29 protein-coding genes and 3 tRNA genes are annotated in these 25256 nt (G+C 57.5%); 5 read left to right on the top strand and 27 right to left on the bottom strand.

The annotated features are described in order from the left end of the window. Window positions 1-107: 107 nt before the first annotated feature. Genes queF through NCG89_RS00600 form a run of 3 tightly spaced genes read right to left on the bottom strand, consistent with a single transcriptional unit; the run spans window position 108 to window position 2663 of the window. Window positions 108-929: an NADPH-dependent 7-cyano-7-deazaguanine reductase QueF gene (gene queF, locus NCG89_RS00610; protein WP_251087839.1), complete on the bottom strand. Its 822-nt coding sequence runs from the start codon at window positions 927-929 to the stop codon at window positions 108-110. A gap of 27 nt (window positions 930-956) precedes the next feature. Then, window positions 957-1730 (bottom strand): ABC transporter permease, encoded by a 774-nt coding sequence (locus NCG89_RS00605; RefSeq protein ID WP_251087838.1) that lies wholly within the window; start codon window positions 1728-1730, stop codon window positions 957-959. An 18-nt stretch (window positions 1731-1748) separates the two neighbouring features. Further along, a complete protein-coding gene (locus tag NCG89_RS00600; RefSeq protein ID WP_251087837.1) occupies window positions 1749-2663 on the bottom strand; it encodes an ABC transporter ATP-binding protein in 915 nt (304 codons plus the stop codon). Window positions 2664-2758: 95 nt separating this feature from the next. Here NCG89_RS00600 and NCG89_RS00595 point away from each other — a divergent pair, with 95 nt between their 5' ends. Then, the gene (locus tag NCG89_RS00595; protein ID WP_251087836.1) at window positions 2759-3151 is read left to right on the top strand and encodes a PA2817 family protein; all 393 of its coding nucleotides are present in this window, start codon (window positions 2759-2761) and stop codon (window positions 3149-3151) included. Window positions 3152-3216: 65 nt separating this feature from the next. Here the strand turns inward: NCG89_RS00595 and NCG89_RS00590 are convergent. The 4 genes from NCG89_RS00590 to msrB form a co-directional block, all read right to left on the bottom strand. Beyond that, window positions 3217-3292, bottom strand: a tRNA-Gly gene (locus NCG89_RS00590). A 51-nt stretch (window positions 3293-3343) separates the two neighbouring features. Further along, a tRNA-Glu gene (locus tag NCG89_RS00585) sits at window positions 3344-3419 on the bottom strand. 171 nt (window positions 3420-3590) lie between these two features. Next, window positions 3591-3666, bottom strand: a tRNA-Glu gene (locus NCG89_RS00580). A 157-nt stretch (window positions 3667-3823) separates the two neighbouring features. Then, window positions 3824-4219: a peptide-methionine (R)-S-oxide reductase MsrB gene (gene msrB, locus NCG89_RS00575; RefSeq protein ID WP_251087835.1), complete on the bottom strand. Its 396-nt coding sequence runs from the start codon at window positions 4217-4219 to the stop codon at window positions 3824-3826. 123 nt (window positions 4220-4342) lie between these two features. On the opposite strand from msrB, the gene NCG89_RS00570 reads away from it, so the two are divergent. After that, window positions 4343-5587, top strand: coding sequence for a pyridoxal phosphate-dependent aminotransferase (locus NCG89_RS00570; protein WP_251087834.1), 1245 nt, complete (start codon window positions 4343-4345; stop codon window positions 5585-5587). A 15-nt stretch (window positions 5588-5602) separates the two neighbouring features. On the opposite strand, the gene NCG89_RS00565 is transcribed toward NCG89_RS00570, so the two are convergent. The 6 genes from NCG89_RS00565 to NCG89_RS00540 are packed head-to-tail and all read right to left on the bottom strand — an operon-like array spanning window position 5603 to window position 10927. Continuing rightward, window positions 5603-6574: a class I SAM-dependent methyltransferase gene (locus NCG89_RS00565; protein WP_251087833.1), complete on the bottom strand. Its 972-nt coding sequence runs from the start codon at window positions 6572-6574 to the stop codon at window positions 5603-5605. Continuing rightward, the gene (locus NCG89_RS00560; protein WP_251087832.1) at window positions 6567-7691 is read right to left on the bottom strand and encodes an ATP-NAD kinase family protein; all 1125 of its coding nucleotides are present in this window, start codon (window positions 7689-7691) and stop codon (window positions 6567-6569) included. Before NCG89_RS00560 ends, NCG89_RS00565 begins: the two co-directional genes overlap by 8 nt. A gap of 30 nt (window positions 7692-7721) precedes the next feature. Next, window positions 7722-8846 (bottom strand): 4-phosphoerythronate dehydrogenase, encoded by a 1125-nt coding sequence (locus NCG89_RS00555; RefSeq protein WP_251087831.1) that lies wholly within the window; start codon window positions 8844-8846, stop codon window positions 7722-7724. After that, the gene (locus NCG89_RS00550; RefSeq protein WP_251087830.1) at window positions 8843-9844 is read right to left on the bottom strand and encodes a 5'-3' exonuclease; all 1002 of its coding nucleotides are present in this window, start codon (window positions 9842-9844) and stop codon (window positions 8843-8845) included. Before NCG89_RS00550 ends, NCG89_RS00555 begins: the two co-directional genes overlap by 4 nt. Continuing rightward, entirely contained in the window at window positions 9841-10440 is a 600-nt protein-coding gene (locus tag NCG89_RS00545) for an elongation factor P hydroxylase (protein WP_251087829.1), read from the bottom strand. The genes NCG89_RS00550 and NCG89_RS00545 overlap by 4 nt, the downstream gene beginning before the upstream one ends. Continuing rightward, window positions 10433-10927, bottom strand: a complete 495-nt coding sequence (locus tag NCG89_RS00540; RefSeq protein ID WP_251087828.1) for a gamma-glutamylcyclotransferase family protein — start codon at window positions 10925-10927, stop codon at window positions 10433-10435. The genes NCG89_RS00545 and NCG89_RS00540 overlap by 8 nt, the downstream gene beginning before the upstream one ends. Window positions 10928-11035: 108 nt before the next feature. Here NCG89_RS00540 and NCG89_RS00535 point away from each other — a divergent pair, with 108 nt between their 5' ends. Then, entirely contained in the window at window positions 11036-11713 is a 678-nt protein-coding gene (locus NCG89_RS00535) for a hypothetical protein (RefSeq protein WP_251087827.1), read from the top strand. 23 nt (window positions 11714-11736) lie between these two features. On the opposite strand, the gene tusA is transcribed toward NCG89_RS00535, so the two are convergent. The 4 genes from tusA to NCG89_RS00515 are packed head-to-tail and all read right to left on the bottom strand — an operon-like array spanning window position 11737 to window position 13382. Then, the gene (tusA, locus tag NCG89_RS00530) at window positions 11737-11982 is read right to left on the bottom strand and encodes a sulfurtransferase TusA (RefSeq protein ID WP_251087826.1); all 246 of its coding nucleotides are present in this window, start codon (window positions 11980-11982) and stop codon (window positions 11737-11739) included. A gap of 35 nt (window positions 11983-12017) precedes the next feature. Next, the gene (locus NCG89_RS00525) at window positions 12018-12245 is read right to left on the bottom strand and encodes a YheU family protein (protein ID WP_251087825.1); all 228 of its coding nucleotides are present in this window, start codon (window positions 12243-12245) and stop codon (window positions 12018-12020) included. Further along, window positions 12235-13065, bottom strand: coding sequence for a class I SAM-dependent methyltransferase (locus NCG89_RS00520; protein WP_251087824.1), 831 nt, complete (start codon window positions 13063-13065; stop codon window positions 12235-12237). The genes NCG89_RS00525 and NCG89_RS00520 overlap by 11 nt, the downstream gene beginning before the upstream one ends. Further along, the gene (locus NCG89_RS00515) at window positions 13065-13382 is read right to left on the bottom strand and encodes an MTH1187 family thiamine-binding protein (protein ID WP_251087823.1); all 318 of its coding nucleotides are present in this window, start codon (window positions 13380-13382) and stop codon (window positions 13065-13067) included. Before NCG89_RS00515 ends, NCG89_RS00520 begins: the two co-directional genes overlap by 1 nt. A gap of 156 nt (window positions 13383-13538) precedes the next feature. On the opposite strand from NCG89_RS00515, the gene NCG89_RS00510 reads away from it, so the two are divergent. Beyond that, window positions 13539-14054, top strand: coding sequence for a glycine cleavage system transcriptional repressor (locus NCG89_RS00510; protein ID WP_251087822.1), 516 nt, complete (start codon window positions 13539-13541; stop codon window positions 14052-14054). An 82-nt stretch (window positions 14055-14136) separates the two neighbouring features. Here NCG89_RS00510 and NCG89_RS00505 read toward each other — a convergent pair whose 3' ends face one another. From NCG89_RS00505 to prmB, 5 genes are all read right to left on the bottom strand, one after another. Continuing rightward, window positions 14137-14343, bottom strand: coding sequence for a hypothetical protein (locus NCG89_RS00505; RefSeq protein WP_251087821.1), 207 nt, complete (start codon window positions 14341-14343; stop codon window positions 14137-14139). A 35-nt stretch (window positions 14344-14378) separates the two neighbouring features. Beyond that, on the bottom strand, window positions 14379-14810 hold the full coding sequence (locus NCG89_RS00500; protein WP_251087820.1) for a hypothetical protein: 432 nt from the start codon (window positions 14808-14810) through the stop codon (window positions 14379-14381). Between the two features lie 68 nt (window positions 14811-14878). Beyond that, window positions 14879-16033 carry an MFS transporter gene (locus tag NCG89_RS00495; protein WP_251087819.1) on the bottom strand — a complete coding sequence of 385 codons (1155 nt, stop codon included), beginning with the start codon at window positions 16031-16033 and terminating at the stop codon, window positions 14879-14881. Window position 16034: 1 nt separating this feature from the next. Next, window positions 16035-17135, bottom strand: coding sequence for a chorismate synthase (gene aroC, locus NCG89_RS00490; protein ID WP_251087818.1), 1101 nt, complete (start codon window positions 17133-17135; stop codon window positions 16035-16037). 72 nt (window positions 17136-17207) lie between these two features. Continuing rightward, on the bottom strand, window positions 17208-18152 hold the full coding sequence (prmB, locus tag NCG89_RS00485; protein ID WP_251087817.1) for a 50S ribosomal protein L3 N(5)-glutamine methyltransferase: 945 nt from the start codon (window positions 18150-18152) through the stop codon (window positions 17208-17210). 134 nt (window positions 18153-18286) lie between these two features. On the opposite strand from prmB, the gene folE reads away from it, so the two are divergent. Then, a complete protein-coding gene (gene folE, locus NCG89_RS00480) occupies window positions 18287-18829 on the top strand; it encodes a GTP cyclohydrolase I FolE (RefSeq protein WP_251087816.1) in 543 nt (180 codons plus the stop codon). 144 nt (window positions 18830-18973) lie between these two features. Here folE and NCG89_RS00475 read toward each other — a convergent pair whose 3' ends face one another. The 5 genes from NCG89_RS00475 to NCG89_RS00455 all read right to left on the bottom strand — a co-directional run bounded on the left by NCG89_RS00475 (window position 18974) and on the right by NCG89_RS00455 (window position 25140). Beyond that, on the bottom strand, window positions 18974-19855 hold the full coding sequence (locus tag NCG89_RS00475; protein WP_251087815.1) for an alpha/beta fold hydrolase: 882 nt from the start codon (window positions 19853-19855) through the stop codon (window positions 18974-18976). Then, entirely contained in the window at window positions 19845-20324 is a 480-nt protein-coding gene (sixA, locus tag NCG89_RS00470; protein WP_251087814.1) for a phosphohistidine phosphatase SixA, read from the bottom strand. Before sixA ends, NCG89_RS00475 begins: the two co-directional genes overlap by 11 nt. An 11-nt stretch (window positions 20325-20335) precedes the next feature. Beyond that, the gene (locus tag NCG89_RS00465) at window positions 20336-21355 is read right to left on the bottom strand and encodes an NAD(P)H-dependent glycerol-3-phosphate dehydrogenase (protein WP_251087813.1); all 1020 of its coding nucleotides are present in this window, start codon (window positions 21353-21355) and stop codon (window positions 20336-20338) included. Window positions 21356-21449: 94 nt separating this feature from the next. Beyond that, window positions 21450-23363, bottom strand: coding sequence for a molecular chaperone HtpG (gene htpG, locus NCG89_RS00460; RefSeq protein ID WP_251087812.1), 1914 nt, complete (start codon window positions 23361-23363; stop codon window positions 21450-21452). 115 nt (window positions 23364-23478) lie between these two features. Next, on the bottom strand, window positions 23479-25140 hold the full coding sequence (locus NCG89_RS00455; RefSeq protein ID WP_251087811.1) for an acyl-CoA dehydrogenase family protein: 1662 nt from the start codon (window positions 25138-25140) through the stop codon (window positions 23479-23481). Window positions 25141-25256 lie beyond the last annotated feature (116 nt).

Genomic DNA, 25256 nt, shown 5'->3' with positions numbered 1-25256 from the left:
CCGACCGATCCCGTAGTCAGCAGTATCCGGGCAGGGGTGAATTTCGCAGAATCCGGTGAATTACCTAGCCGGTGCAAAACTGGGACCCAGTGCACAAAACGACTGCTCTATTGCCGCACCAGCCGAGCCATCGCCCCGCAAGCCTGTGGGTCAGAGCTTCGCCAGGGATTGATATCCAGCCCGCCACGGCGCAAATAACGAGCAGAGACAGTCAGCCGTTCTGGCTCACAATCGCGCCAGATATCCCGATAAATTCGTTCTACACAATGCTCATGAAAATCATCGTGCTGGCGAAAGGAGATGAGGTAAAGCAGTAGCGCCTCATGGGAGAGTTGCGGGCCGCAGTAATCAATGATCACCGTCGCCCAATCGGGCTGCCCAGTCACCGGACAGCGCGAACGCAACAGGTTGCTGTAAAGACACTCCGCAACACTGTTTTTACCGGTCGATTTCAGCGGTGAATCGCCAAGCTCGTAGTTTTGGGGGTGAACCTCCAGCGCATCCAGACAGAGGCCGGGGGGCGCCGCTACCGGCAGTAAACTGTGCCAGTCGTCTGGCAGGTAGAGGCGCAGATCGATCGCGCAGCCCACTCGTGCCGACAGGTCTGCCTTGAGCAGGGCGACCAGGTCGTCCGGATGACCCAGGCGATGCTGATTCAGCGAATTCAGGTACAGCTTGAAGGATTTGGATTCAATAATATGGCTCGACGCAGCCGGAATAAAAAACTCGGCGCAGGCCACCATCGGCTTGCCACTGGCATTGAGCCAGGACAGCTCAAAGGCCGTCCAGACATCGCTGCCGTGGATCGGTGCCGTCAGCGCCAACGCATCGCGACCCGGCGCCCGGGGGATGGGGTGCAGCAAATCCGCCGAGTATTCGGTGGGATAATTGACGCTCTCCCCCAGTGGACCGTGTTTGACGCCGCTCATCGGAATTCTCCCTGTCAGGCAGCTGCGCTACTGGCGCAGGCGCGTGCCCCTGGACAACAGAAACATACAGTAGGCATAGGCCATCACCGTAAAGCCGCCGACCATCACAAACGCCGTGGCGACACCCACATCAGACACCCCGAGCACCCCATAGCGAAAGGCATTGACGATATACAGCATGGGATTGAGACGGGAGACGTCGGCCCAGAACTCCGGCAGCAGATCGATGGAATAAAACACCCCACCCAGGTAGGTCAGTGGTGTAAGGATAAAGGTCGGCACGATGGACACATCATCAAAGTTGTTGGCGAAGACGGCATTGATAAAGCCCGCCAGAGAAAACAGCACCGAACTCATCACCACAATCGCCACGGTGATCAGCGGATGTTTGATATCCAGGTCCGTAAAAAACAGCGACAGCACCGTGACAATCACCCCGACACCCAAACCCCGGGCGACACCACCGAGCACAAAGCCCCACAGAATGGTGGCATTACTCATTGGCGAAACGAGGATTTCCTCGACAAAGCGCTGGAACTTGGCGCCGAAGAAGGAGGACACCACATTGGAATAGGCATTGGTGATCACAGACATCATGATCAGCCCCGGCACCACAAACTCCATGTAGGTAAAGCCACCCATCTGCCCAATGCGCGAGCCGATCAGGGTGCCGAAGATGATAAAATAAAGCGACATGGTGATTGCCGGGGGCAGCAATGTCTGCATCCAAATTCGCAAAAACCGGCGCACTTCCTTGCGCACGATAGTGCTGAAGGCGATCCATTGTTCGGCGTATGTCATCGACTCAACCCTCTACCGCTAATTATTTGCCAGAAGCGATACAAACAGCTCCTCAAGGCGGTTGGCCTTGTTGCGCATGCTGGTGACCACTATGCCCTGCTCTCCCAACGCCGCGAACACCTCGTTGAGAGAACGTCCCTTCTCTAGCACCACTTCCAGCATTTGCTCATCGCTGCGCCGGGCCTCAAAGCCCGGGAGGCTGACTTCGGCAGGCAGTGGCTGGGCCACATCAAGAATGAAGGTTTCCCGGTGCAGCTGTTTCAGCAGCGCCTTCATGTTGGTGTTCTCCACAATTCGGCCATCATCAATAATGGCGATATTGCGGCACAGGCTCTCGGCCTCTTCCAGATAGTGGGTGGTAAGAATAATAGTGGTGCCCTCCCGATTGATTTCGGTGAGGAATTGCCACATGGAGCGGCGCAGTTCGATGTCCACACCGGCGGTGGGCTCATCCAGAATCAGCAGGCGAGGCTCGTGAACCAGCGCACGGGCAATCATCAGGCGTCGCTTCATGCCCCCTGACAGCATTCGCGAGGCATTTTTACGTTTGTCCCACAGGCCAAGCTTGCGCAGATACTTTTCAGCCCGCTCGGCCGCCAGGGCCCGTGGCAGACCGTAGTAACCGGCCTGATTGATGACAATGTCCCAAACCGATTCAAAGTTGGAGAAATTAAACTCCTGGGGCACCACGCCGATTTCGCGCTTGGCCGCCGCCAGATCGGTATCGATGGTGTGACCGAACACCGCCACCTCGCCCGCCGTCTTTTTGACCAGGGAGCAAATGATCCCGATGGTGGTCGACTTGCCGGCACCGTTGGGCCCGAGCAAGGCGAAGAAATCCCCCTCGGCCACCTGGAGGTCAATTCCCTTGAGGGCTTCAAAACCGTTGCCGTAGACCTTGCGCAATCCCGAAATTGCCAGGGCTGGAACCATAACTGGAATCCCGTAAGCTGTGAAAAAAAGGCGCCTATTTTGCCACGGCAGCGAGATCGAATACACTGCGCAGGTTTTTGACCTGCGAGGCGACCGTGCAATCTCGAATCGAATATTACCGCCAGTTAGTGACTCAACTGCAGCAGCAGTGCCTGGCCATTGTGCCGAATCATCCCGGCCACACTGAGGAGAGCAATCAGCAACTCCTGGACGATCTGCAGGCGGTGTTAGCCGACTTTGGCCACGGCCCGGACTATATCGAGCTGACGGGCCAAATTCTGCAGCGGATTATCAGTCACTACCCCGACATTACACCGGTAATGCACCGGGATTTGCTGTGGTTCTGTGGCGGCCAATGCCTGCATTATCTCGGTGACGAAGAAATGGATCGCTACCAGCTGCTGGAAGATCGCTATTTTGAAAAGGCCGCCGCCGAGCCAAATACCCGTTATCGCGACCTGCGCGCACAAATATTCGGCTTGCATTGAGACCAGCTGGGCCCGGTATCAAAACCCGGGCATAAAAAAAGCGAGCCAAAGACTCGCTATAAAATTGGAGCGGGATATCGGGTTCGAACCGACGACCTGTACCTTGGCAAGGTACCGCTCTACCAACTGAGCTAATCCCGCAAATCAGGTGTTAACCTGGCGCCGAGCTGAACACCAGCAAGGCAAAATAAATGGCGTCCCCTAGGGGACTCGAACCCCTGTTACTGCCGTGAAAGGGCAGTGTCCTAGGCCACTAGACGAAGGGGACGCCGCAAGTCTTTCAGCGCGCCTTACCTGCTCACCCCGAAAGAGGCGGCAATTTTAGAGGCACTCCCCCAGCCCGTCAAGAGCACTTTTCAGGAGCTTTACTGAAAATACGTTGAAGCCAATGGCTTCTCTTCCCGCGCGCTCAAGGCAATACCTTCAGCGCAAAATTAAATGGCGTCCCCTAGGGGACTCGAACCCCTGTTACTGCCGTGAAAGGGCAGTGTCCTAGGCCACTAGACGAAGGGGACGCCGCAAACCTCTCAAGCTACGAGCCTTGGATGCTTGAAAGTGGCGCGAATTTTAGGGAGCCATCCCAGCCCCGTCAAGCGCGATTTGCATATTCGGGCAAAAAAACTGTCACAGAAAATTTCCTCGACAAATGAAGCGCTTAAGTACAACGAAAGATCATTCCTTCCGGTCGAGGGTTAAAGACAGCGAGTTAATACAGTATCGCAGGCCGGTTGGCGCGGGGCCGTCGCCAAAAACGTGGCCGAGATGGGCGTCACAGCGGGCACAGACTACCTCTTCGCGCACCATGCCATGGCTGGTGTCCCGATTCACCCCCAGTGCTTGCTCGTCGGCAGGGGCATAAAAGCTCGGCCAGCCCGAGCCCGAATCGTACTTGGTGCTGGATTCAAAGAGCGCCTCGCCGCAGCAGCGGCAACGATAAACCCCCTCGCCTTTCTCCTGATAATACTCGCCGGTAAAAGGCCGCTCGGTGCCCTTCTTGCGGCACACCTGGAAAACGTCCTCGGGCAATTCGGCGCGCCACTGGGCGTCCGTCTTTTCTATTTTTTCCATAGACTCCTCCACTTAGGGCCGTCTGAGGCCGTATAATCGCAGCAAGCTTAACCATTGGCCCCGGCCGGTCAAGCTATTCGATTCACCCCAAGAATCTGGTTGCTACCAGATAAGATGAGCAGCATGGACCGTTATTACAAATCGAAAAAACTGAGCAACGTGTGTTACGACATTCGCGGTCCCGTGTTGCAGCGAGCGAACGAGCTCGAAGAAGAAGGTTACCGGATTCTCAAACTCAACATCGGTAACCCGGCGCCCTTTGGCTTTAACGCGCCGGACGAAATCATTCAGGATGTCATCCGCATGCTGCCCGAGAGCGAGGGCTACAGCGACTCAAAGGGACTGTACTCCGCCCGCAAAGCGGTCATGCAGGAGTGCCAGAAAATCGGCATTCCCAACGTCGAAGTCGGCGATATTTATTTGGGCAACGGTGCCAGCGAGCTGATTACCATGGCGACCCAGGCCCTGCTCAACATTGGTGATGAGGTGCTGATTCCCGCCCCGGATTACCCGTTGTGGACGGCGGTGGTATCCCTGTCTGGCGCCAAACCCGTGCATTACCTTTGTGACGAGGACAACGGCTGGCAGCCCTCGGTGGAGGATATTGAAAGCAAAATCACCGCCAATACCCGGGCGATCGTCATCATCAACCCAAACAACCCAACTGGCGCGGTTTACAGCCGGGAAATGCTCGAACAGCTGGTCGCCATCGCGGAAAAGTACAAACTGGTGATATTTGCTGACGAGATCTACAGCAAGATTCTCTACGACGATGCTGTCCACATTCCCTTGGGCAGCATCTCGCAAAACGTCCTGTGCCTGACCTTTAACGGGCTGTCGAAAGCCTACCGCCTGGCGGGCTTTCGCAGTGGCTGGCTGATTGTCTCTGGCGCCAAGGACGAAGCCAAAGACTACATTGAAGGGTTGAATATCCTGTCGTCGATGCGGCTGTGCGCCAATGTGCCCGCCCAGCACGCCATTCAAACTGCCCTCGGTGGTTACCAGAGCATCAACGAACTGATTCTGCCCGGTGGTCGCCTGCTTGAGCAGCGCGATATCGCCTACCGGATGCTCAATGATATTCCCGGGGTAAGCTGCACCAAACCCGAGGGTGCCATCTACATGTTCCCCAGGCTCGACCCTGCGGTTTACCCCGTGGTAAACGATGAGCAGTTGGTACTAGACCTGTTGAATCAAGAGCGAATTTTGCTGGTACAGGGGCGCGGCTTTAACTGGCACAAACCCGACCACTTGCGCATTGTCTTTCTGCCCAACAAAGTCGATCTCACCGACGCCCTCAACCGCTTCGCCAACTTCCTCGACGGCTATCGCAAAGTGCTGACCCGCCGGGCCAGTGCCGCCTCCTGAGCAATTCCGCTGTCGCTAGTCCGGGCAGCGGAAATGCAGTACCTTCAGCCCCCGCTCCGGATCCCGCTCTGGAAAATCGGCTCGCCCCGCAACTGGCCCCATATAGTGGGCGACGGGAAACTGCTCGGCCATGGCATCGATCAAAAACTGCCCAGACAGGTAAGGTGCATTCAGGCATAGCATCAAATCGGCCCCCGGAGATACCATCGATGCCAAGCGACCCAGCAGCTTGGGATATTGGCGGCGGGCATCAAAACTGCCCTTCTGCTGGGACGGCGGATCACACACCACCACATCGAAGGGTCCCAGGCGCGACAAGCGACCCCAGGATTTGAAGATATCCCAGCTGGCAAACCGCAATTGGCAATCACCATGGTCGAGGTTGTTGAGGGCGTGATTTTTCTGGCCCTGACGCAATGCCGCCTTGCTCATATCGACATTGATCACCTCCGCCGCCCCTGCCCTGGCTGCCGCCACGGAGAAAGCACAGGTGTAGGCAAACAGATTGAGCACGCGGCGCCCTTTAACGCGCTCACACAGCCAGGCTCGCTGGGGCGCCATGTCCATAAAGTAACCAATGTTTTGTCGACCGGAAAATTGCAGAGCAAAGCGCGCCCCACTCTCGAAGGCAAAACCCTCTTCCGGAATTTCTCCTTTTAAACAATAGCTTACTACAGGCTTTTCATATCTATTCTGAACAATAATTGCCTCACATTGGGGGCCCATAACGCGACTAAGCTGCGCAGCAAAGACCCGCCAGAACGCCTCTGGTGGCGGTCGGTAACAAACCACCCAAAGTACCGGCGCAAAGTAATCGACCGTAAGCCACTCCAAGCCCGCAAAGCACTGACCGCGGCCATGAAACAGGCGCAGACCATCGACCTGATTGGCAATTCGCTGGGGCCAGCGGTGAATATCCGCCAGCAGCGCGGTCTCCACCGCACTCGCGGCAACCGAATCTCGCGTTGGGCCAAGCCCCTCAGCCATCTGCCAGCCCCACCCGATACATCACCGCGTCCCGATAACCAGTAATGACCGGCACGTAGCCCCGCCACGCTTGATCCAGGGCGGCGTCATTGCTGTCTACCAGCAGCGGCCTGCCGTTAAGTTCGGTGAGCTTGCGTTTACTGGCCACAATGATGAAATTTTCTCGACCAATACGCCGGATCAGCTCTGGAGTGAGTTGCTGGTTGCCCCGGCCCAATATATGCCCCTGACCGGCGATCAGGGTGATAACCACTTTTACCGGGCCGGGATGACTATCAAGCAAGGCCGTGATTTGCGCCGCACTAAGGTCCCGGCCACGCCACTGCCCTGCCAACATGGCATCAAACCCCAATAGGGTTTTCTCTAGCCCCCAGGCATCAGCTAAAAACGCCGTGGTGCTGCCAGGGCCAAGAAGATACAAGGTCTGGTCGTCGAGCTCTTCCTGCAGGTAGTCTGCGATATCGGCCAGCACCAGCTCTTCAGACTCGCGCCCACCAATTTTGACGTTTTGTAAAAATCCGCCAATGGCGGGCACCAGCAGCTCTCCATAGTGGGCAGAACGCACCTGCCCCTGACTCAACCCGGCCTCATCAATGTCACGCACCTCCCGTGGCGCAATTTCTACCAGCGCGCCGCGGATAAGCGAAACCACGATCTCCGCCGCCGACTCCGGGCTCACCGCGTACACGCCGGAATGCATCTTCACCCCCGCCGGCAGCCCCAATACCGGATACTTGTCGCCAACCGCCTGATAGATGTCCCGGGCCGTGCCGTCGCCACCAACAAACAGAATCAGATCGACGCCGTGAGTTTTCAGTGCCCTGGCTGCGTTCCGAGTATCTTCACCAGCACTCCGATCACGCTCTGCACTGTGCCCAATGGCAGAAAAGGCGAGCCCCGCTTCTGTCGCACAGTTCTCCGCCATCACCCCCTGATACCCCAATACTTCAATGTCCAACGCGGTGGCTGCCAATATTTGCAAACAGCGCAGCGCGCGAGCGTGGGCGCGGCTGTGAGCGTCTGCCGCGCCCTGCCCCGCAATCGCGTCGCTGCCTTTCAAACCCAAAGGCCCGCCGCTGCCGGCGTAGGGGTTGATGATTAAACCCAGCGTAAACAAGCCATTCTCCTGATCATAAATTTGCTGCAATCATTGGCCGGTCAAGGCCTTGAACAGGGCCCTGTCTGCCGCTGAAGCGGTTTTACCACCGATCAAGGTCGCCGTATTGAGTTCCCGCCGACGAGGGTAGGTTTTGCGCAGGCGATCAAAGGCAGCAGCTGGCTCTGGCTCAGCAAGACCTTGCCGAAACCGCTGATCGTCACTGCAAATGTCGTAGACCTGAGCAATGCCACTGCGAATTTTCTCGGCCACGGTGTGGCCTTGCAGCGCAATACCCACACCCTGCTGCAGATCAGGCGGTGGCGCTGGCGGCACAAACGCCACCCCAAGATGCCTGGCCAGGGCGGCCGCCACCTGATGCAGGCCCTTAAGCTTGCCATCTGCGCTGTAGCCAGCAATATGTGGCGTGGCCAGCAAGCATTGCCCCGCCAGCACCGGATCCACCCGGGGCTCATTCTCCCAGACGTCCAGGACCAGCTGGATGTCTGGGCGCTTCGCATTCAAGCTCAGCAGGTCCTGAGTCGCGAGGGCCTCGCCCCGGCCCGCATTCAAAATCACCGCGCGGGCCGGCAGCGCCGCCAGCCAATGGCTGTCCAGTAAATGCCGCGTAGGAAAAGGGCCCGTTGTCGTCAGGGGTGTATGCAGACACAGCACGCGGCAGCGTTTTAGTGCATCGAGGGGCCGAAGAATGGGATGAACCGCTGGATCGAGAAACGGGTCATAGGCGTCACAGCCAATGCCCAGCCCTTGCAATCTTGTCGCTAGCCGGCGGCCCACATTACCGAGACCGACAATTCCCACCCGGGCGCCCTGTAACAGGTCCTCCAGCAGGCCAGGGGGATTGGCCAGCGCGCTGAGCACGTAATCCACCACCGAATCCGCGTTGGAGCCCGGAGCGCTGCAGAAGGCAATACCCCGCTCGCGCAAAAAGGCGGTGTCGAGGTGATCGGTTCCGATGGTGCAGGTACCGACAAAACCAACCCCACTGCCGGCCAGCAGCTCCCGATTGACCTGGGTCACCGAGCGCACAATCAACGCTTGGGCACCAACCAGTTGCGCCGATGTCACGCTGCGGCCCGCAACCAACTCAACGTCACCGAACTGACCGAGACAGGCCTCGGCTCCGAGGATGTTTTCGTCGGCGATGATTTTCACGCTGCCCGCCCCCCATTGGCCGGTTTAAACAGCGGAGAGAATCGCTGCTGAAGGTTATCAATATAGTCCGCTGGCATGCCGATCTGCTCAAGACACTCAGCCAACCGCGGCGGGAAGAATGGCTCCAGGCGATAGGCCTCCAGCTCGCCCAATCTCGGCGCGTCGGCCCGCAGCCGACACAATTGCCGAAATAAGAATGCCTCGTCTTTTTGCGCCTCAAGTCGCGCTGCCACCCCGGCCGCACCGCGCAGCGGCATCACCGAAATCTCATTTAGATTAGAAAATACTGACTCTAATGAATTGTATTTATTAATTATTTTCAAAGCTGCAACCTTACCAACACCCTGAACACCGGGGATGTTATCAGACCGGTCGCCGGCCAGTGCCAGAAAATCTGCCAAGTGCTCTGGCGCCAGCCCCTGACGCGCCTGCCAACGCTGGCGGCTGATTGGCGCACTGCGACCGTCCCACCACAGATCGTCGGCAGCCAATAGCAATTGACCAAGATCTTTGTCGCCACTCACCACCGTGAGCGGCAGCTGCGCCTCACGGGCCACCGCCGCGCCAGCGGCCAGCAGATCGTCGGCTTCAAACAGATGATTTGCCGCACAGGGAAAACCCAGCGCCTGGCCGATGCTACGGCAAGCGGCAAGCTGGCGCGCCAGGTCCGCGTCTGGTAGCGCCCGATTGTCTTTGTAGAGTGGATACAACTGCTCTCGCCAACCCCTTCCCAGACTTTCATCGAAGGCGAGCAGCGCGTAGTGAGCTACCGACTTTTCACTCTCACCGCCCGTTGGGGTTTCGCATATCGACATACGAAACGACAGCAAAAAACGGAGAAACCCGGCTACTGCGCCAAAGCGTTGGGCAAACTCGGCATCCCCGCTAATCAGCCCCGGGGGCTGTCCTGCAAAATAGGCCCGGAAGATGAAAATCGAGGCATCAATCGCAAAGAAGCGCGGCTCAAGTGGGCGTCCTGGCAGCGGGTGTTGTCTCAACACAGATCACCGAGCTGGAAGGCCTTCGCACATAAGGGCCGATAAGACCGACCAGCGGCCGCTGCCAGCGCCTCTCGAAAAGCAGCCGCACGGGGTGGTAAGCCAACGCGGATTAACTGCTGCACCATCTGCCAGACGGCCAGCTTGAACGGAAAAGCGTCAAAATCCGGGTTACCATCCAGATTATCTACGCTGACCTGAAAGGTCAGCCCGGCGGCATCGCTAAACAGCCACTCCAACGCCTGGGGCCGGGCTTCAACTCGCTCAAAAGCCCGTTGGGTATCGCTGTCCCGACCATCAGGACTGTACCAGTAGCCGTAGTCGTCCTCGGCCCGGCGGTGACAACCGGCAATGCACCAGTGGGCCACCTCATGAAGGGCGCTGGCGACATAATCATGGCGAAAAATTACCCGGTGAGCTTGCCCAGGCTCGCGACTCGCTTGATAAAACGGCTCTTCGCCACCAGCAACGAGCCGGGTATTGAAGTCGTCAGAGAACAGCTGGTCGAATATCGCGCAGACCGACTCGCTGGTCATTGCCGGGGGCGCGTCAATTACCCTTGGGGCCAGCTCCCACTGCGGCAAAGCCTCAGACATTGAAACGCAGCCCCTCTTCGCTAGCCGGTTCTGCAGACCGATGGGCTGGGTGTTCACGCAGCCAGGCCAGGTAATCAGCCGACAGATGGGCTTCACCAGCCAACAGGTGATTCAGGTAGTTGCTCTCCGGCAATAGCGCATTGTTGATAAATGCGGGGTTAGCCACATAGACCCAAGCCGCCACCGGCCCCTCATCAGTGAGCAGCACCATTCGCTCCCGGCTGTAGCGGACCGGCGTTCCCTCAAAAACATCCATCGCCGCCAGCGCCCGGACTTCAGCAAGTTGGTAAAGCACTCCCTCAACACAGCGGCCGCTGGCCGGAACAATGTTGGCATAGGCAACGGTTGGGCGGCTGTGGGACTGCTTATTGAACCTCAGCGCATACCCCGGCAAGCGCCCGGCAAGCGCCCGGTCATAGACGAGCCCACGGGCCTGCATGCGAGCCGGATTCATATTGGAGCCATAGGCGAAGTAATACGCAGACATAGAGAAAAATGATCTAAGGCTTGGCAAAGCTAACAACAAGGAGTAATTTTATCAGAAAGGGACTGTGTTGCGGTTCCGTCGCAACGCCCGATACGTGAGGAAGAAGTTATGGCTCCACGTAACACCGGCACGTCTTCATCAGCGACCATTCTCCCCTTTCCCCGGCGCGCTCAGCGCCCCGACAACCGCAGAATCCTGCGGATTATTCCAGACCTTGAAGGCAACTGCCTTCTCTACAGTCATCACGCTCTGTCGACGGAAAAGCTGTTTGCCATCAAAATTTTGGCCTGGGCTCAGCTGGCCGATCAACGCTTTGTTGCGCTGGTGCCCTGGCTAACCGGTGTTGCCAAATGCACCGATCTGCAAAACCCCCAGGATGGTCAGTCCCAGGGGTATTACGCGCCCGCGCCGCAGCGCACCTTCTCCGAGATTCCGCCCCAGTATCGAGCGGCCCTTGAGGCTATGCCGGCCAACAGCGACAGCAACGGACTGGTTCAGGAATTTGCCGACCTGGTCGGCACCCACGCGGCGATGATCACCGGCGAAGAACAGTCTTTTGCCCTGGAGCCGGTGGTGAGCTGGCGCCTTTATGGCGATGGTCGGCTGGAAGCGATGATCGCCGATACCGATAAGGCCACCCAATTCCCGATTTTGTCCGGTGATCCCTGTCTCTACTCCGCCCAGCAGAGCGGCAACTTTCGCTATTTCTTCCAGTATCACATCGCGAATCAAATCAAAGCCGGCGGCCAGATCGCAACCCGGGCCTTACAGCAATTGCTGAGCTGAGCGCGGCCACCCGTTCGCGCCAACTAGGCTTTTTGGAGGAGGTAGCGAAAGCGCGTGGCGTCGCTCTCCTGATGAACCAGGGTGTGACCAAGAAAGTGGCAAAACTTGGGGATATCTCGCTGGGTTGCCGGGTCAGTGGCAATCACTTCGAGCACCTCCCCCACGGCAATATCCCGCATCTTTGCATGCAACAGCATCACCGGTTCAGGGCAGAACAGACCACTGGTATCTAGGGTGTCAGTCACTTCTGGTAAAGGGGCTTCGCTCATCTTCCACGCAATCTCTGTCTCTTTTGCTGCATCGCTCACGGGTGGCGCGGCAACACCGTCCAACTCTCACTGGTCGGGCAAAATGCGATGACCGCCCTACCGGCTTCCAGAGCCTGGCGAAGCTGGAGGCGTTTTTCCTCCTGACTGCACTCCACCTCGCCGTAATCCGTGCCATCCCGGCTAACCAGCTCGTCCAGCATCCCCTCAAGCGCCTCGGGGCTTAGCTTTTGCCAGGGAATTTCCAGGAAGTCATCACTGCTCATGAACGGGCTTACCAAATTTCAGGGTCATGCGATCGCTTTCGCCAATCGCGAGATAGTGTTCGCGTTGCTCATCCCCCAGGCGCAGCCGTGGCGGCAAGGTCCACACCCCAGCGGGGTGATCGTGGTCGTCTTTTGGGTTGGCATTCAGTTCGCTCTCATCGAGCAACAAAAAGCCAGCGGCCTCGGCCAGGGCAATGACCTTCTCCTCGGTGACATAACCCGACTCGATCATTTTCTGCAGGGAGGTACCGGGGCTGGCCCGGTGCTCCACCACGCCAAAAATGCCACCGGGTTTGAGCGCGGCAAATGCGCTGTCAAACACCGTCTGGGCGGTGCCTGCCTTCAACCAGTTGTGGACGTTGCGGAAGGTAAGCACCTTGTCTGCCGATCCGGGCGGCGCAATGGTTATCGCTTCCGGCGGCTCCAGGCTGGTCACGGTTACCTGCGAGTAAACCTCCAGGTGGGTCGCAAGGGTATTTTCGTAGGCCTGCCGGGATCGACGAAAGAACTCCACCTTGCTGTCCGGGCGAAAATGCGCCGCGTAAAGCTTGCCGCAATCCTTGAGCACTGGCGCTAAAATTTCGCTATACCAGCCGCCGCCGGGCCAGATCTCTACCACCACATCACAGGGCTGCACCGAGAAAAACGTGAGTGTTTCCAGGGGATGGCGATAGCGGTCGCGCTGCCGATTCTCAGCGCTGCGATGGGGTGCTTCCAGCACACCGTCCCAGGATAACTGCTGCCCCAGTGGCTCGGTGGCACTGAGGTGCCCCACTGGCAACAGCGCAATCAGGCTCCAAACCCAAAACCGTACCGGCATTAATTCTCTCCTCGCTGATTGTTGAGAAACGCCCTGACACTATCGACCTTTTCCACCATGGACTGGGGCCGGTCTACACGGGTGCCGATCTTCAGGGTACTGGAGATACGGCCCGCCCCCATTTCATGGATCCGCCAATGGCAGCGTTTCACCACATCCATGACCTGATCCCATTCTCCTTCAATATTGGTGCCGAACGCGTGAAGGGTGTGCGTGAGCCCCATGTCCGCAATAATCTCCTGGCACTCGGCAATGTACGGTGTAAGCGACGTGTTGCCCACCATCGGGATAAGGCAGAAATCGACAATGACTTTCATATATTGGCCCCGAACGCGTTACTTGGGTTGGCACCGGCGCTGCGACGGCAACCGCTTTGAGACTATACTAGACAACCGCCGACGACGCTCGATGCGCTGCGCAGTTCAGCCCCGTCACCGGCCAAACCAATGATAATACGGGCAGCGAGGTTTCCCTTGAACAGCACTTTAGTTTTCACCTTTATCGGTGCCGACCGGCCGGGCCTGATCGAGCGCCTTGCCGACGTTGTCGGTCAGCACGGCGGCAATTGGCTGGAAAGCCGCATGGTCCAGCTGGCCGGGCAATTTGCCGGCATCGCCCGAGTAGAACTGGCGACAGAAAAGGTCGATTCGCTCAGCACGGCGCTGAACGCCCTAGGCAGTAGCGGCCTGGTTGTTCACCTGCAGCCGGGCAGCCACTCTCAAACCAGCGCCCCGGAAACCCTGTCGCTGCATGTGCTCGGTCCCGATCGCCAGGGCATCGTGCGCGAAATCAGCCGCGCGCTGGTCCAGCGCAATATCAATGTTCGGGAAATGAGCTCCAATGTCACCAGCGCGCCAATGAGCGGTGAACCCCTGTTTGAAGCGCACATTACCATCGAAGTGCCCCAACGGGCTGAACTCGATGATTTGTTCGATCAGTTGGATGATATCGCCGAAAAACTGGACATTGATATCGACGCGGTCTCCTGACGGGCAGGCCCTGGCACGCCTGACCGGCAGAAACTGGTAATTAGAGCGGCTGCTCTGGAAGCGCGCCCACTTGGGGCCGTCGCTAGCGCAGCAGCTTAATCACAGTGACCAGTGCCGCAGCGGCCAGGGCAATCACGGCAACCCCCAACAGGCAAACGACAAAATACTGAGCGACTTCCTGCCAGGGAATATCAAAACTCCAGATCGCTGATGACACCAGCATCAATGTGGCCAACACAGCCAGAACAGGTGTGCGATAGCGTTTAAACACCGCAAAGTAATGCTTCATGATTCCCCTGATTTGTGCGGCCAGCTCAGCCGCGTTCAGCTCAAGCTGTCTTCTTTAATCCACTCACAACGCAGATGGCCACCCGCCTCTCCCGGCCGATGAATGCCCGCCTCTGGCTGCCACAAAAAAGTGTGGCTGCCACTGAAAGCGGTTTGCAGGTGAACGGTGGCCGTTGCCCAATACATTTTGTCCAGCAAGCTTTCAAACTGTTTGATCCAGTTGCTCCATTCGTGTTCCACCCCTTTATAGGAACTACCGAAATGGATCACATCGGTTTGGCAGGAACCGAGGTCAACCGCCTGCTGCGGCGCGGAGAACATTTCACGGCACAGCAAGGGCCAGTCTTCAACGCTGGGAAGATGGGCCATTGCGCCCCGATTGATCGCCCGACGACTGTCGATATCAACGCTGTCGTCCAGGTAAATCATGTCGGTGATGCACCCGTAAACCACTGATTCGTTTGCCATTGGCCGATGTTCCCCCCGATTGCAATCGCAGCAGTTTACAAAAGCCTCGGAGCCACAACCAGCGCTATTCAGCGTTGTGACAAACGCGACTCTTTCAAACTCAGCGCCGACACGGCCACAGCGACCCCGGCAACCCCCGCCGCGGCAATGAAGCAGGTGTACGGGTCAATATCCCAAAGCCAACCGCTCAGCGCAGCACCACTGGCACCGCCAGCGCCAAAACTCAGGCCGCTGTACAGCGCCATGCCCTGCCCGTGGTGGCCGGGAAACAAGTGGCGGATCACCTCTATGCCCGCCGCATGGAAGCTGCCGAAGCTGGCGGCATGGAGGCACTGGGCGATAATCAGCAGGGGCAATACATCGACAAAACTGGCGATCATCCACCAGCGCAATGCCGACAACAGCAGGCTGACGAGAATAATCTGACGCAGGGAAAACCGCGCCATCAACCAGTGCATCACCAGGAAAAGCAGCACCTCTGCCACTACGCCAAGGGACCATAGCGCGCCGGTCATCGCCTTGGAGTAGCCCCTATCCTCAAGGAAAATACTGAAAAAGGTGTAGTACGGCCCGTGGGACACCTGCAAGAGAAAGCACACGGCAAAAAAGGCCATTACCGCCGGTTTCTTCAGAATACTCAGCAAACTGCCCCGCTCATGCGATGATGGCCGATTCCCCTTGCCTTCGGAAACCAGCAGACTGGCCAGCCAGATCGCGCTGAGCAGTAAGGTGATCAAGTACAGCAAGTGCACGATCGGGTGGCGATCCAACCACCAGCCCACTCCCATCACTGCACAGATAAAACCGATTGAGCCCCACACCCGAATCTGGCTGTAGCGGGTATAGCGACCGCTGAGATGACTGAGGGTCAAGACATCAAACTGGGCCAGTACGGCGTTCCAGAAAAAGCTGTACGTCACCACCACCACGGCCAGCCACCAGAAACTTTCGCCCAGGTAGACCCCGGCAAAGGCGATCACCGCCATGAGCGAACCGCCCCGGATCACCCGAGTCCGCTGATCAAAATGATCCGCCAACCAGCCCCACAAACTGGGGGCCAGTATTTTAGTGGCCATCAGCAACGCCGCCAGAATTCCAATTTCGGCGGAGTTAAACCCAAGGGACTTCAGATACAGCGACCAATATGGCAGCCAGGTGCCAAGCAGGGCGAAATAAAAAAAATAAAACCCGGACAGACGCCAGTAAGGGAGCCCTGAAATCATTTCAGGGCTTGGCGGCGGGGATTACCGGTGTGGAGCAGGCTACGGCGCCATTCTGCGCGCGATTTCGCAGGTAATGGTCCATCAGCACAATGGCGACCATCGCTTCAGCAATCGGCACCGCGCGGATGCCCACGCAGGGGTCATGGCGGCCCGTGGTGATAACATCAACCGGGTTGCCATCAACATCAATGGTCTGTCCCGGGATCAAAATGCTGGAGGTCGGTTTGAGGGCAATGTGGGCCACCAGGTCCTGGCCGCTGGAAATGCCGCCAAGAATGCCGCCGGCGTTATTGGATGTGAAGCCCTCAGGGGTCAGCTCGTCCCGATGGTCACTGCCTCGGGCCGTCACGCAATCAAAGCCGGCGCCAATCTCCACCCCTTTCACGGCATTGATGCCCATCAGCGCCTGGGCAATATCGGCATCCAAGCGGTCGAATACCGGCTCGCCCAGCCCCACCGGCATCCCGGTGGCAACAACGGACAACCGGGCGCCAATGGAATCGCCGGATTTGCGCAGGGCTTGCATGAAGGTTTCCATCTCGCCGATTTTGTCTGGGTCGGGACAGAAAAAGGGGTTGGTCTCAACCACATCCCAATCCACTTTCTCCGCTTTAATCGGCCCCAATTGAGATAGGTAACCGCGAATTTGCAGCCCCAGCGTCTCGGCCAAAAACTTTTTCGCAATCGCACCAGCAGCAACGCGCATGGCCGTCTCGCGGGCCGAAGAGCGGCCGCCGCCCCGGTAATCCCGAGTGCCGTATTTTTGCTGGTAGCTGTAATCGGCGTGCATTGGCCGAAAACGGTCTTTGATCTTACTGTAGTCCTTGGAGCGCTGATCGGTGTTTTCAATCAACAAACCGATGGCAGTACCGGTGGTTTGGCCCTCAAACACGCCGGATAAAATTTTGACCTGATCCTCTTCCCGGCGTTGGGTGGTGTAGCGCGACGTACCCGGCTTGCGGCGGTCCAAGTCAACCTGCAAATCGGATTCACTGAGAGCCAACCCCGGCGGGCACCCGTCAATAATTGCACCCAGTGCGGGACCGTGACTCTCGCCAAAGGTGGTAACGGTGAACAATTTGCCGATGGTGTTTCCAGACATAGTCGCTTCCGATCAGTGCGCATAGCGGGCGCTTCATAAAGTAAGGCGGGGATTATACGGCAAAGGCGCCGCTTAGTCAGAGCCGCCAGCGACAGTGAAGGCATTGGCGTAGGCCAACAACTGCGGACGGTCAATCACGAACACCCCGTGCCCGCCCCGTTCAAACTCCACCCAGGTAAAGGGCACCTCGGGAAAGGCCGCATCCAGCGCCACACAGCTGTTGCCAACCTCCACCACCAGCAGGCCATCGTCTGTCAGCAGCGACGCGGCTTCTTGCAAAATGCGCCGGGTGATACTCAGGCCATCCCGCCCAGCGGCCAAACCCAACACGGGCTCCCGGCGGTATTCTTCGGGCATGTCGGCAAGGTCTTCTTCATCGACATAAGGTGGGTTACTGACAATGAGCTCGTAGCGCTCCCCGGCCAGCGCGCCAAACAGGTCCGATTGCACCACGTTCACCCGGTGGTGCAGTTCATGGCGCGCCACATTGATCTGGGCCACGTTGCAGGCGTCCTCGGAGATATCCGCCAAGTCGACCACCGCGTCCTCAAAGGCATAGGCGCAGGCAATACCAATACAGCCACTACCGGTGCATAAATCCAGAATGCGGCGAGGGAATACGCCACCCAACCAGGGCTCAAAGCCCTTCTCTATCAACTCGGCAATTGGCGAGCGGGGGACCAGCACCCGCTCATCAACATAAAAGCTCAGGCCGGCAAACCAGGCCTCTTTGGTCAGGTAGGCCGCAGGCAGACGTTCACTGACTCGCCGGGCAAACAGATTGAGCACCGTGTCTTTCTCAGCGTCTGTTAGTCGGGCATCCAGTAATTCAGGTGGGCTGTTTATCGGAATGCTCAGGGCGTGCGCCAGCAACACCATCGCCTCATCGTAAGCGTTATCGCAGCCATGCCCAAAGAACAGTCCGGCCCGACCAAACTCACTCATACCCCACCGGAGATAATCTCGCAGGGTGTGCAGAGACTGTTTCAATTCGGTGTATTCGCTCACGACGGTCATCCTGAAAAAAACCGGTATTTTACACGGCTGGCCACACCTTCGCAGCGCGAAATACCGAGCCCGCCATTGAAGTTAACAGGGGGGCACGATTTTGATACCATCCTGCCCTCCTTCACCGCTACGGAACAAACATTGTGAAAAAAGCGTTTGCAGACATTATCAAAGAGATCGGTGAAGACCCCTCCCGGGACGGCCTGCTGGATACGCCCGAGCGCGCGGCTAAGGCCTTCGAGTTTCTTACCGAAGGATACCGGCGCAGCATTGATGACGTTGTGAATGGCGCGCTGTTCGAGTCGGACTGCAATGAAATGGTGGTGGTCTCAGACATCGAGCTGTATTCCTTGTGCGAACACCACCTGCTGCCCTTCATCGGCAAATGTCATGTGGCCTATATCCCCAATGGCAAAGTGCTCGGCCTGTCCAAAGTGGCGCGCATCGTCGACCTGTATGCTCGCCGTCTGCAGATTCAGGAAGGTCTGACCACCCAGATTGCCAACACCATCATGGAGGTCACCAAATCTGACGGTGTGGGTGTGATCATTGAAGCGCGCCATATGTGCATGATGATGCGTGGCGTGGAGAAGCAGAACTCGGTGATGCGCACCAGTGCCATGCTGGGCGTATTCAAAGACAACCAGGCCACCCGCAGCGAATTCCTGTCGCTGATTGGCAAGTAAAGCCTGGCCGGTGATCAATACCGCCGACGATGGCGAAGAATTCGTCAACACAGAAATAGCATGCGCGCCCAACCTTTCACCGGGGCGCGCTACCACAACAAACCCCATCAGCGCTGCGCACAACTTACTCTCCCGTACACTGCACTAGCGCTGTCGGCAAAAGGCCGCAATCTGAGTCGCCAGTTCCTCTGTCATCTCCCCTTCCATATGACAGTGGTGGTCGCCATCAACAGGCACCACCTCAATCCCCTCGTGCAAGGTTATCGGCAGTGATACCAACCGCGGACCGAGACCCCGGCTCGCTGCGAACACCCGGGTGGGCACGGTAATGGCGTCTACCACCGCTTGCCACTGGCTCTTTACCAGTTTGACTGGAGAGGCAAGTGCCAGGCGGCGGTCACTGCGCCAATAGCGCTGACCATCGGATCTGAGCTCGGTGTTGCGCTCAACCAGCCGGCGGGCTGCCTGGTCTGACATCAACCCTTTTTTCATCCGCGCTGCCACCAGTCGCTCAAGATCCCCGCAGGGCGACCCGCCCTTTGGCGGCACCGCGAAATCGACAATATGGCGACGCAATTGTTCGGGTAAGTCATCGCCGCTGGCCGCATCGGCGACAAAACCATCCAGGCAGATGAGATGCGAAAACTGATCTGGCAGCGTCGCGGCCAACAGACTGGCCACAATCGCCCCACGGCTGTGACCCAGTAATATCAGTTGTTCGGCGGAAAAATCCTGGCGGAGTTGCTGAGTGACCTGAGCGAGACCGCGAAGGTCCTCCCAGATGCCATAGCTGCCTGACGGGGGCTTGTGGTCACTCAGGCCGTGGCCATGGAGATCCAGGGCAATAAAGGGGTGTTTTTGCAGCGCGGACGCTGCGGCGAGGCTGTCGAAGCTGGCTGCATTATCCATCCAACCGTGCAACGCGAGGATGGGCTGGCCATGCCCCGGCCAATACTTGCCCCGAAGGGTCAAACCGTCGGCGACAAACTCAACCTCCTGGGCGGTGGTCCTTTCGTCAACGGCCATTGTGGTCATAATTAGGGAAGTGGCGAAGCCATTTCAGCTCTGCGGTACCGGCGGCAATGACCTCGGCTTGCAGCAGGGCCATACTGGCGGGTTGCAAACCCCAGTAGCTCGCCGGAGCGCCCTGGTGCCATTGCCCCACCGCATTGCTCAACAGCGGGTTGTGACCCACCAGGATCAGGCGCTCACCAGAGAAAGTCTCCAGCAGGGTTTCCAGCTCATTGAGGGAAGCGTCGGGGCTGAGAGAGGCAATGCTGCGACGCCGAACACGCCAGTCTGCACTGACAATATCGGCGGTTTGCTGGGCTCGCCGATAAGGGCTCACCCATACCTGATCAGGCTGCCAGCCTTCGGCCGCCAGCCAATCCCGCGCCGCTGCCACTTGCACTTCTCCACGAGAAGTGAGCTGACGCTCCATGTCTGACTTGGCATCCCAGGAAGCCTCACCATGACGGATCAAAAGTACTTCCATAACAGCCTGGCTTACCTTGTTGCGAATTCAACATCCCGATTTTGCTCGGACCACATCATGCCGCCGATCACCTCATCGACAGTACGACCGTTGTACACGATATCGTAAAGGCCGTTGACCAGTGGCATGTAGATGCCCAGCTGGTCTGACTGCTCCTTCATTAACTTCAGGGTGTTAATCCCCTCGGCGACCTGACCCAAGCTGGCAACAGCATCTTCGATCGTCTTGCCCTTGCCGAGTTCATAGCCTACCCGATAGTTGCGGCTCAAAGGCGATGTACAGGTCACAAAAAGATCGCCAACACCAGCCAGACCCAAGAAGGTCATAGGGTCGGCGCCCTTGTGCACCGCATAACGACTCATTTCAGCCAGCGCACGGGTAATCAACATACTGATGGTGTTGTGTCCGCAATCCATCGACGCCGCCATGCCGGCAGTAATGGCATAAACGTTCTTCAGCGCGCCCGCGAGTTCCACACCGTACATATCACTGCCAGCATAAACCCGAAAATAGCCGCACTGCAGCAGGCTTTGCACGGCTTTTGACACACTGGGATCAGAACTGGCGATAACCGTGCCAGTAATCATTCTGGAGGCCAGCTCCTTCGCCAGATTGGGCCCGCTCATCACACCAATAGGGTGCCCGGGAAGTTCTTCCTCCAGTACCTGGCTCATTAATTTGTTGCTTTCCAGCTCGATGCCTTTGGTGGTACTGACCACGATCGCGCCTGGCTCAATCACCTCAGCTAACTGTTTGGCCACGCTGCGACAGGGCTTGCTGGGCACCGACATAAACACGACCTGGCAGCCGGCAACCGCCTCAGCCAGATCGGCGCTGGCCCGCAGGGCCGAATTCAGGGCAATGCCCGGGAGATAATCACTGTTTTCGTGACGTTGATTGACTTCGTCCACCGCCTCCTGACGACGCATCCACAACCGAACATCGTGGCCATTATCAGCAACAATGTTGGAGATGGCGGTGCCGAAACTGCCGCCGCCGACGATGGCGACGCGATACTTTTGATCTGCCATAGTAGAATTTCTTCCTTCTTTTTCTAGCAGTCTATCACCCCGAATTGGTATTGGAATAAAAAAGGCGGCCGAAGCCGCCTCAAACCAAGCTTTATTACCTGCTGAGTTCCAGCAGCAGTTTGTTGAGCTTGTGAACGTAACTTGCCGGGTCTTCCAATTGAGCGCCTTCGGCAAGATAAGCCTGGTTAAACAGAATATCGGCCAGATCGGCAAAGCGATCCTCAACCTGCTCGGCGTCGAGCTTCTGCACCAGTGGATGCTCGGGGTTGAGTTCAAAGATCGGTTTGCTGTCCGGCAAGGCCTGGCCAGCCGCCTCGAGAATGCGGCGCATCTGCGCCCCCATATCATGCTCTGCCACCACCAGACAGGCAGGCGAATCGGTGAGACGGGAGGTAACGCGAACTTCCTCTACCCGGTCTTTCAATACTTCCGTCACCCGCTCTACCAGGTCTTTGTGCTTCTCGGCCAGGGTCTCTTTGGCCTTCTTCTCTTCCTCACCCTCCAACTCACCGAGATCCAGTTGACCGCGGCCGACATCCTGCAGGGCTTTGCCATCGAATTCTGACAGGTGATTCATCAGCCAGTCGTCGATTCGGTCAGACAACAACAACACCTCAATGCCCTTTTTACGAAACACTTCTAGGTGCGGGCTGTTAGCGGCCGTCTTATGGTTTTCACCGACCACGTAGTAAATCTTCTGCTGGCCTTCTTTCATTCGGCCAACATAGTCTTCCAGTGAGTGGGTTTGCTCGGCTTTGCCATCCAGGCTGGTCGCAAAGCGCAGCAGTTTGGCAATTTTTTCCTTGTTGCTGAAGTCCTCCGCCGGTCCCTCTTTCATCACCGGACCAAACTCTTTCCAGAAGGTTTGATACTTCTCGCTGTCCTTCTTGGCCAACTTCTCCAGCATATCCAGCACGCGCTTGGTCAGCGCATTTTTAATGGCATCGACAGTGGGGTCCTGCTGGAGAATTTCCCGGGAAACGTTCAGTGACAGATCATTGGAATCCACTACCCCTTTTACAAAGCGCAAGTACAGGGGCAGGAACTGTTCTGCATCATCCATAATGAAGGTACGGTTCACGTAGAGCTTCAAACCGCGCGCCGCGTCCCGGTGCCACAGATCCATCGGCGCCTTGCCCGGCAGATACAGCAGGCTGGTGTACTCCAGCTTGCCTTCCACTTTGTTATGGCTCCAATGCAGCGGCTCGCTAAAGTCGTGGCTAATGTGCTTGTAGAAGCTGATGTATTCCTCGTCACTGACTTCGCCGCGACTGCGAGTCCACAGGGCGGTAGCGGAATTGACCGCTTCAAATTCAGGCGCTTCGTCTTGCTTCTTGTCATCCTCATCTTCTGAGTAAGACGGCGCCTTTTGCATTTCCACCGGAATACTGATGTGGTCAGAGTACTTTTTGATGATATTGCGCAGTCGCCAGTCATCGGCAAACTCTTTGTCTTCCTCACGCAGATGCAGCACAACAGTGGTGCCGCGCGGCGCGTGTTCGCAATCCTCTACGGTGAAATCGGCTTCACCGCTCGACTCCCAGTGCACACCTGCCGAGACGGGCGCGCCAGCCCGGCGGGTGAATACTTCAACCCGCTCAGCGACGATGAAAGCAGAATAAAAGCCCACGCCGAACTGGCCGATCAGCTGAGAGTCTTTCTTCTTGTCGCCACTGAGGTTTTTCAGGAATTCTGCGGTACCAGAGCGGGCGATTGTCCCCAGATTGGCAATGACTTCCTCGCGGCTCATGCCGATGCCGTTATCGGAAATCGTCACCGTACCCGCGTCCTTGTTGGCGGTGACCCGCACCCGCAAATTGGGGTCATTTTCAAACAGGCTGTCATCAGCAAGTGCCTCAAATCGCAGTTTATCTGCGGCGTCAGAGGCATTGGAAACCAGCTCCCGAAGGAAGATTTCCTTGTTGCTGTACATGGAGTGAATCATCAACTGAAGCATCTGTTTGGCTTCAGTCTGGAACCCTAGAGTCTCTTTTTCTGCTGTGGACATGGCTTCTTCCCGCGATCTACTTGGTACAAAAAAGAGCACGGCGACGCGCTCTCAAGCTGTCAAATAGATGGGGACCACCGCCAAAAATTCAAGGGCAGCCCAGGGGAAATTCGGTCTAACCGCAGTCGATATCGGTGGGCAGAACCCGCTGAAGAATGCTGCCGACATCAATCGACGCCGGCAGACTGCCGTAGAGCGGCGCACTGGCACTCAGGCGACTATCGCAAAAGGCTTTGGCAACCACCGGGTCACCGTGACGCAGCAACATGGCGCCCTGAAAACACAGCGCCAGGGTGTTGGCGAGAGTGCGAGCCTGGAATTCCAATGTTTGCGGCTGAGCCAACAGCGCCGTCAGCGAGTCCACCATCTGATCCAGCCCGGGGTGGTAACCCCGGCAGTGGTCAATTTCGGCATGCCAGGCCTGAATTGCCTCAGGGGATTTTTGCATGACACGCAATATATCCAGAGCCTGGATATTGCCGGAGCCTTCCCAGATGGCATTGATGGGGGCTTCCCGATACAGTCTGGGCATAATGCAATTTTCAATCACACCATTGCCACCGAGGCATTCCATCGCCTCATAGGCATGGCCGGGAGTGCGTTTGCAAATCCAGTATTTTCCCACTGCCGTGCCAAGACGCAGCAGATTTTGCTCGTGCGGGTCGTCAGGCTGGTCCAAGGCCGCAGCCATCCGCAGCGTCATGGCCAGAGAGCCTTCCACTTCCAACTGCAGGTCGGCAAGCACATTGCGCATCAGCGGTTGATCAATCAGGGCCTTACCGAAAGCGCGCCGCTGACGAGCATGAAACACCGCCTGGGCCACAGCCTGGCGTTGGCCTGAACTGGAGCCGATCATGCAATCAAACCGGGTCAGGGACACCATCTCCAAAATCGCCGGAACCCCTCTACCCTCTTCACCCACCAGCCAGCCGTGGGCACCGCGCAGCTCAACCTCGGAGGAGGCATTGGCAACATTGCCCATTTTGTTTTTTAACCGTTGCAGCAACAGCGCATTTTTCACGCCGTCTTCGCGCCAGCGCGGCACCAGGAAGCAACTCAATCCGCCCGCAGCCTGAGCCAGCATCAAAAAGGCGTCGCACATGGGAGCAGACAGAAACCACTTGTGGCCGGTCAGGCTATAAAGTTCGCCGGGGCCGGCGCTACCCAATGGTGTCGCCCGAGTCGTATTTGCGCGAACATCCGAGCCACCCTGCTTTTCCGTCATTCCCATTCCCAGGGTAATAGCGTGTTTTTGATAGAAGGGAATATTGTCTGGCTGATACTGATTACACAGCAGCTTGGGCAACCAACGCTCGGCAATCGCGGGTGTTTTTTTCAGCGTGGGCACTGCCGCAAAGGTCATGGTGAGCGGGCAGGCATGGCCGGCTTCCACCTGATTTTGCAGGTAATTCAGTGCCGCCCGCAGACGGTGACTGCCGGGTGTCTGCCAGGGAAGACTATGCACCCCACTGGTCAAAGCCAGGTCCATCAGCTGATGATAGGCGGGATGAAAGAACACCTGATCCAGACGATGACCGAAGCGATCATGACTTTCCAGCCGGGGTCGCTGCTCGTTGGCATCATAGCCCCATTGGATGACCTCGGCGCTGCCGCAGCGTTGTCCGTGGGTTACTAAACGCGGGTCGGCCGCTTCACCCTGAAAGGCCGCCAGGGTCTGGCGCAGACAAAGGTCGCTATCAACCAGGTTGTAATCCTGCAGCGGCTGAGATTGATTGAACACCTCGTGGGTGGCTTCGGGCCCGTCAATGGGGGACATTTTCTCTCTCCACGCTTGTTCTTATTAGTGGCTCGAAGATCGCCATACGCGGATCGCGCTGACTCAATGTTTCCGCATGACTGCAGGTCAATTAAGCCTGCTGATTCCGAGCGCCG

Source organism: Spongiibacter taiwanensis (genome assembly GCF_023702635.1).
Lineage (GTDB): Bacteria > Pseudomonadota > Gammaproteobacteria > Pseudomonadales > Spongiibacteraceae > Spongiibacter > Spongiibacter taiwanensis.
The sequence above is the reverse complement of the archived record's forward strand: the minus strand, read 5'-3'. Positions and strand labels throughout refer to the sequence as shown.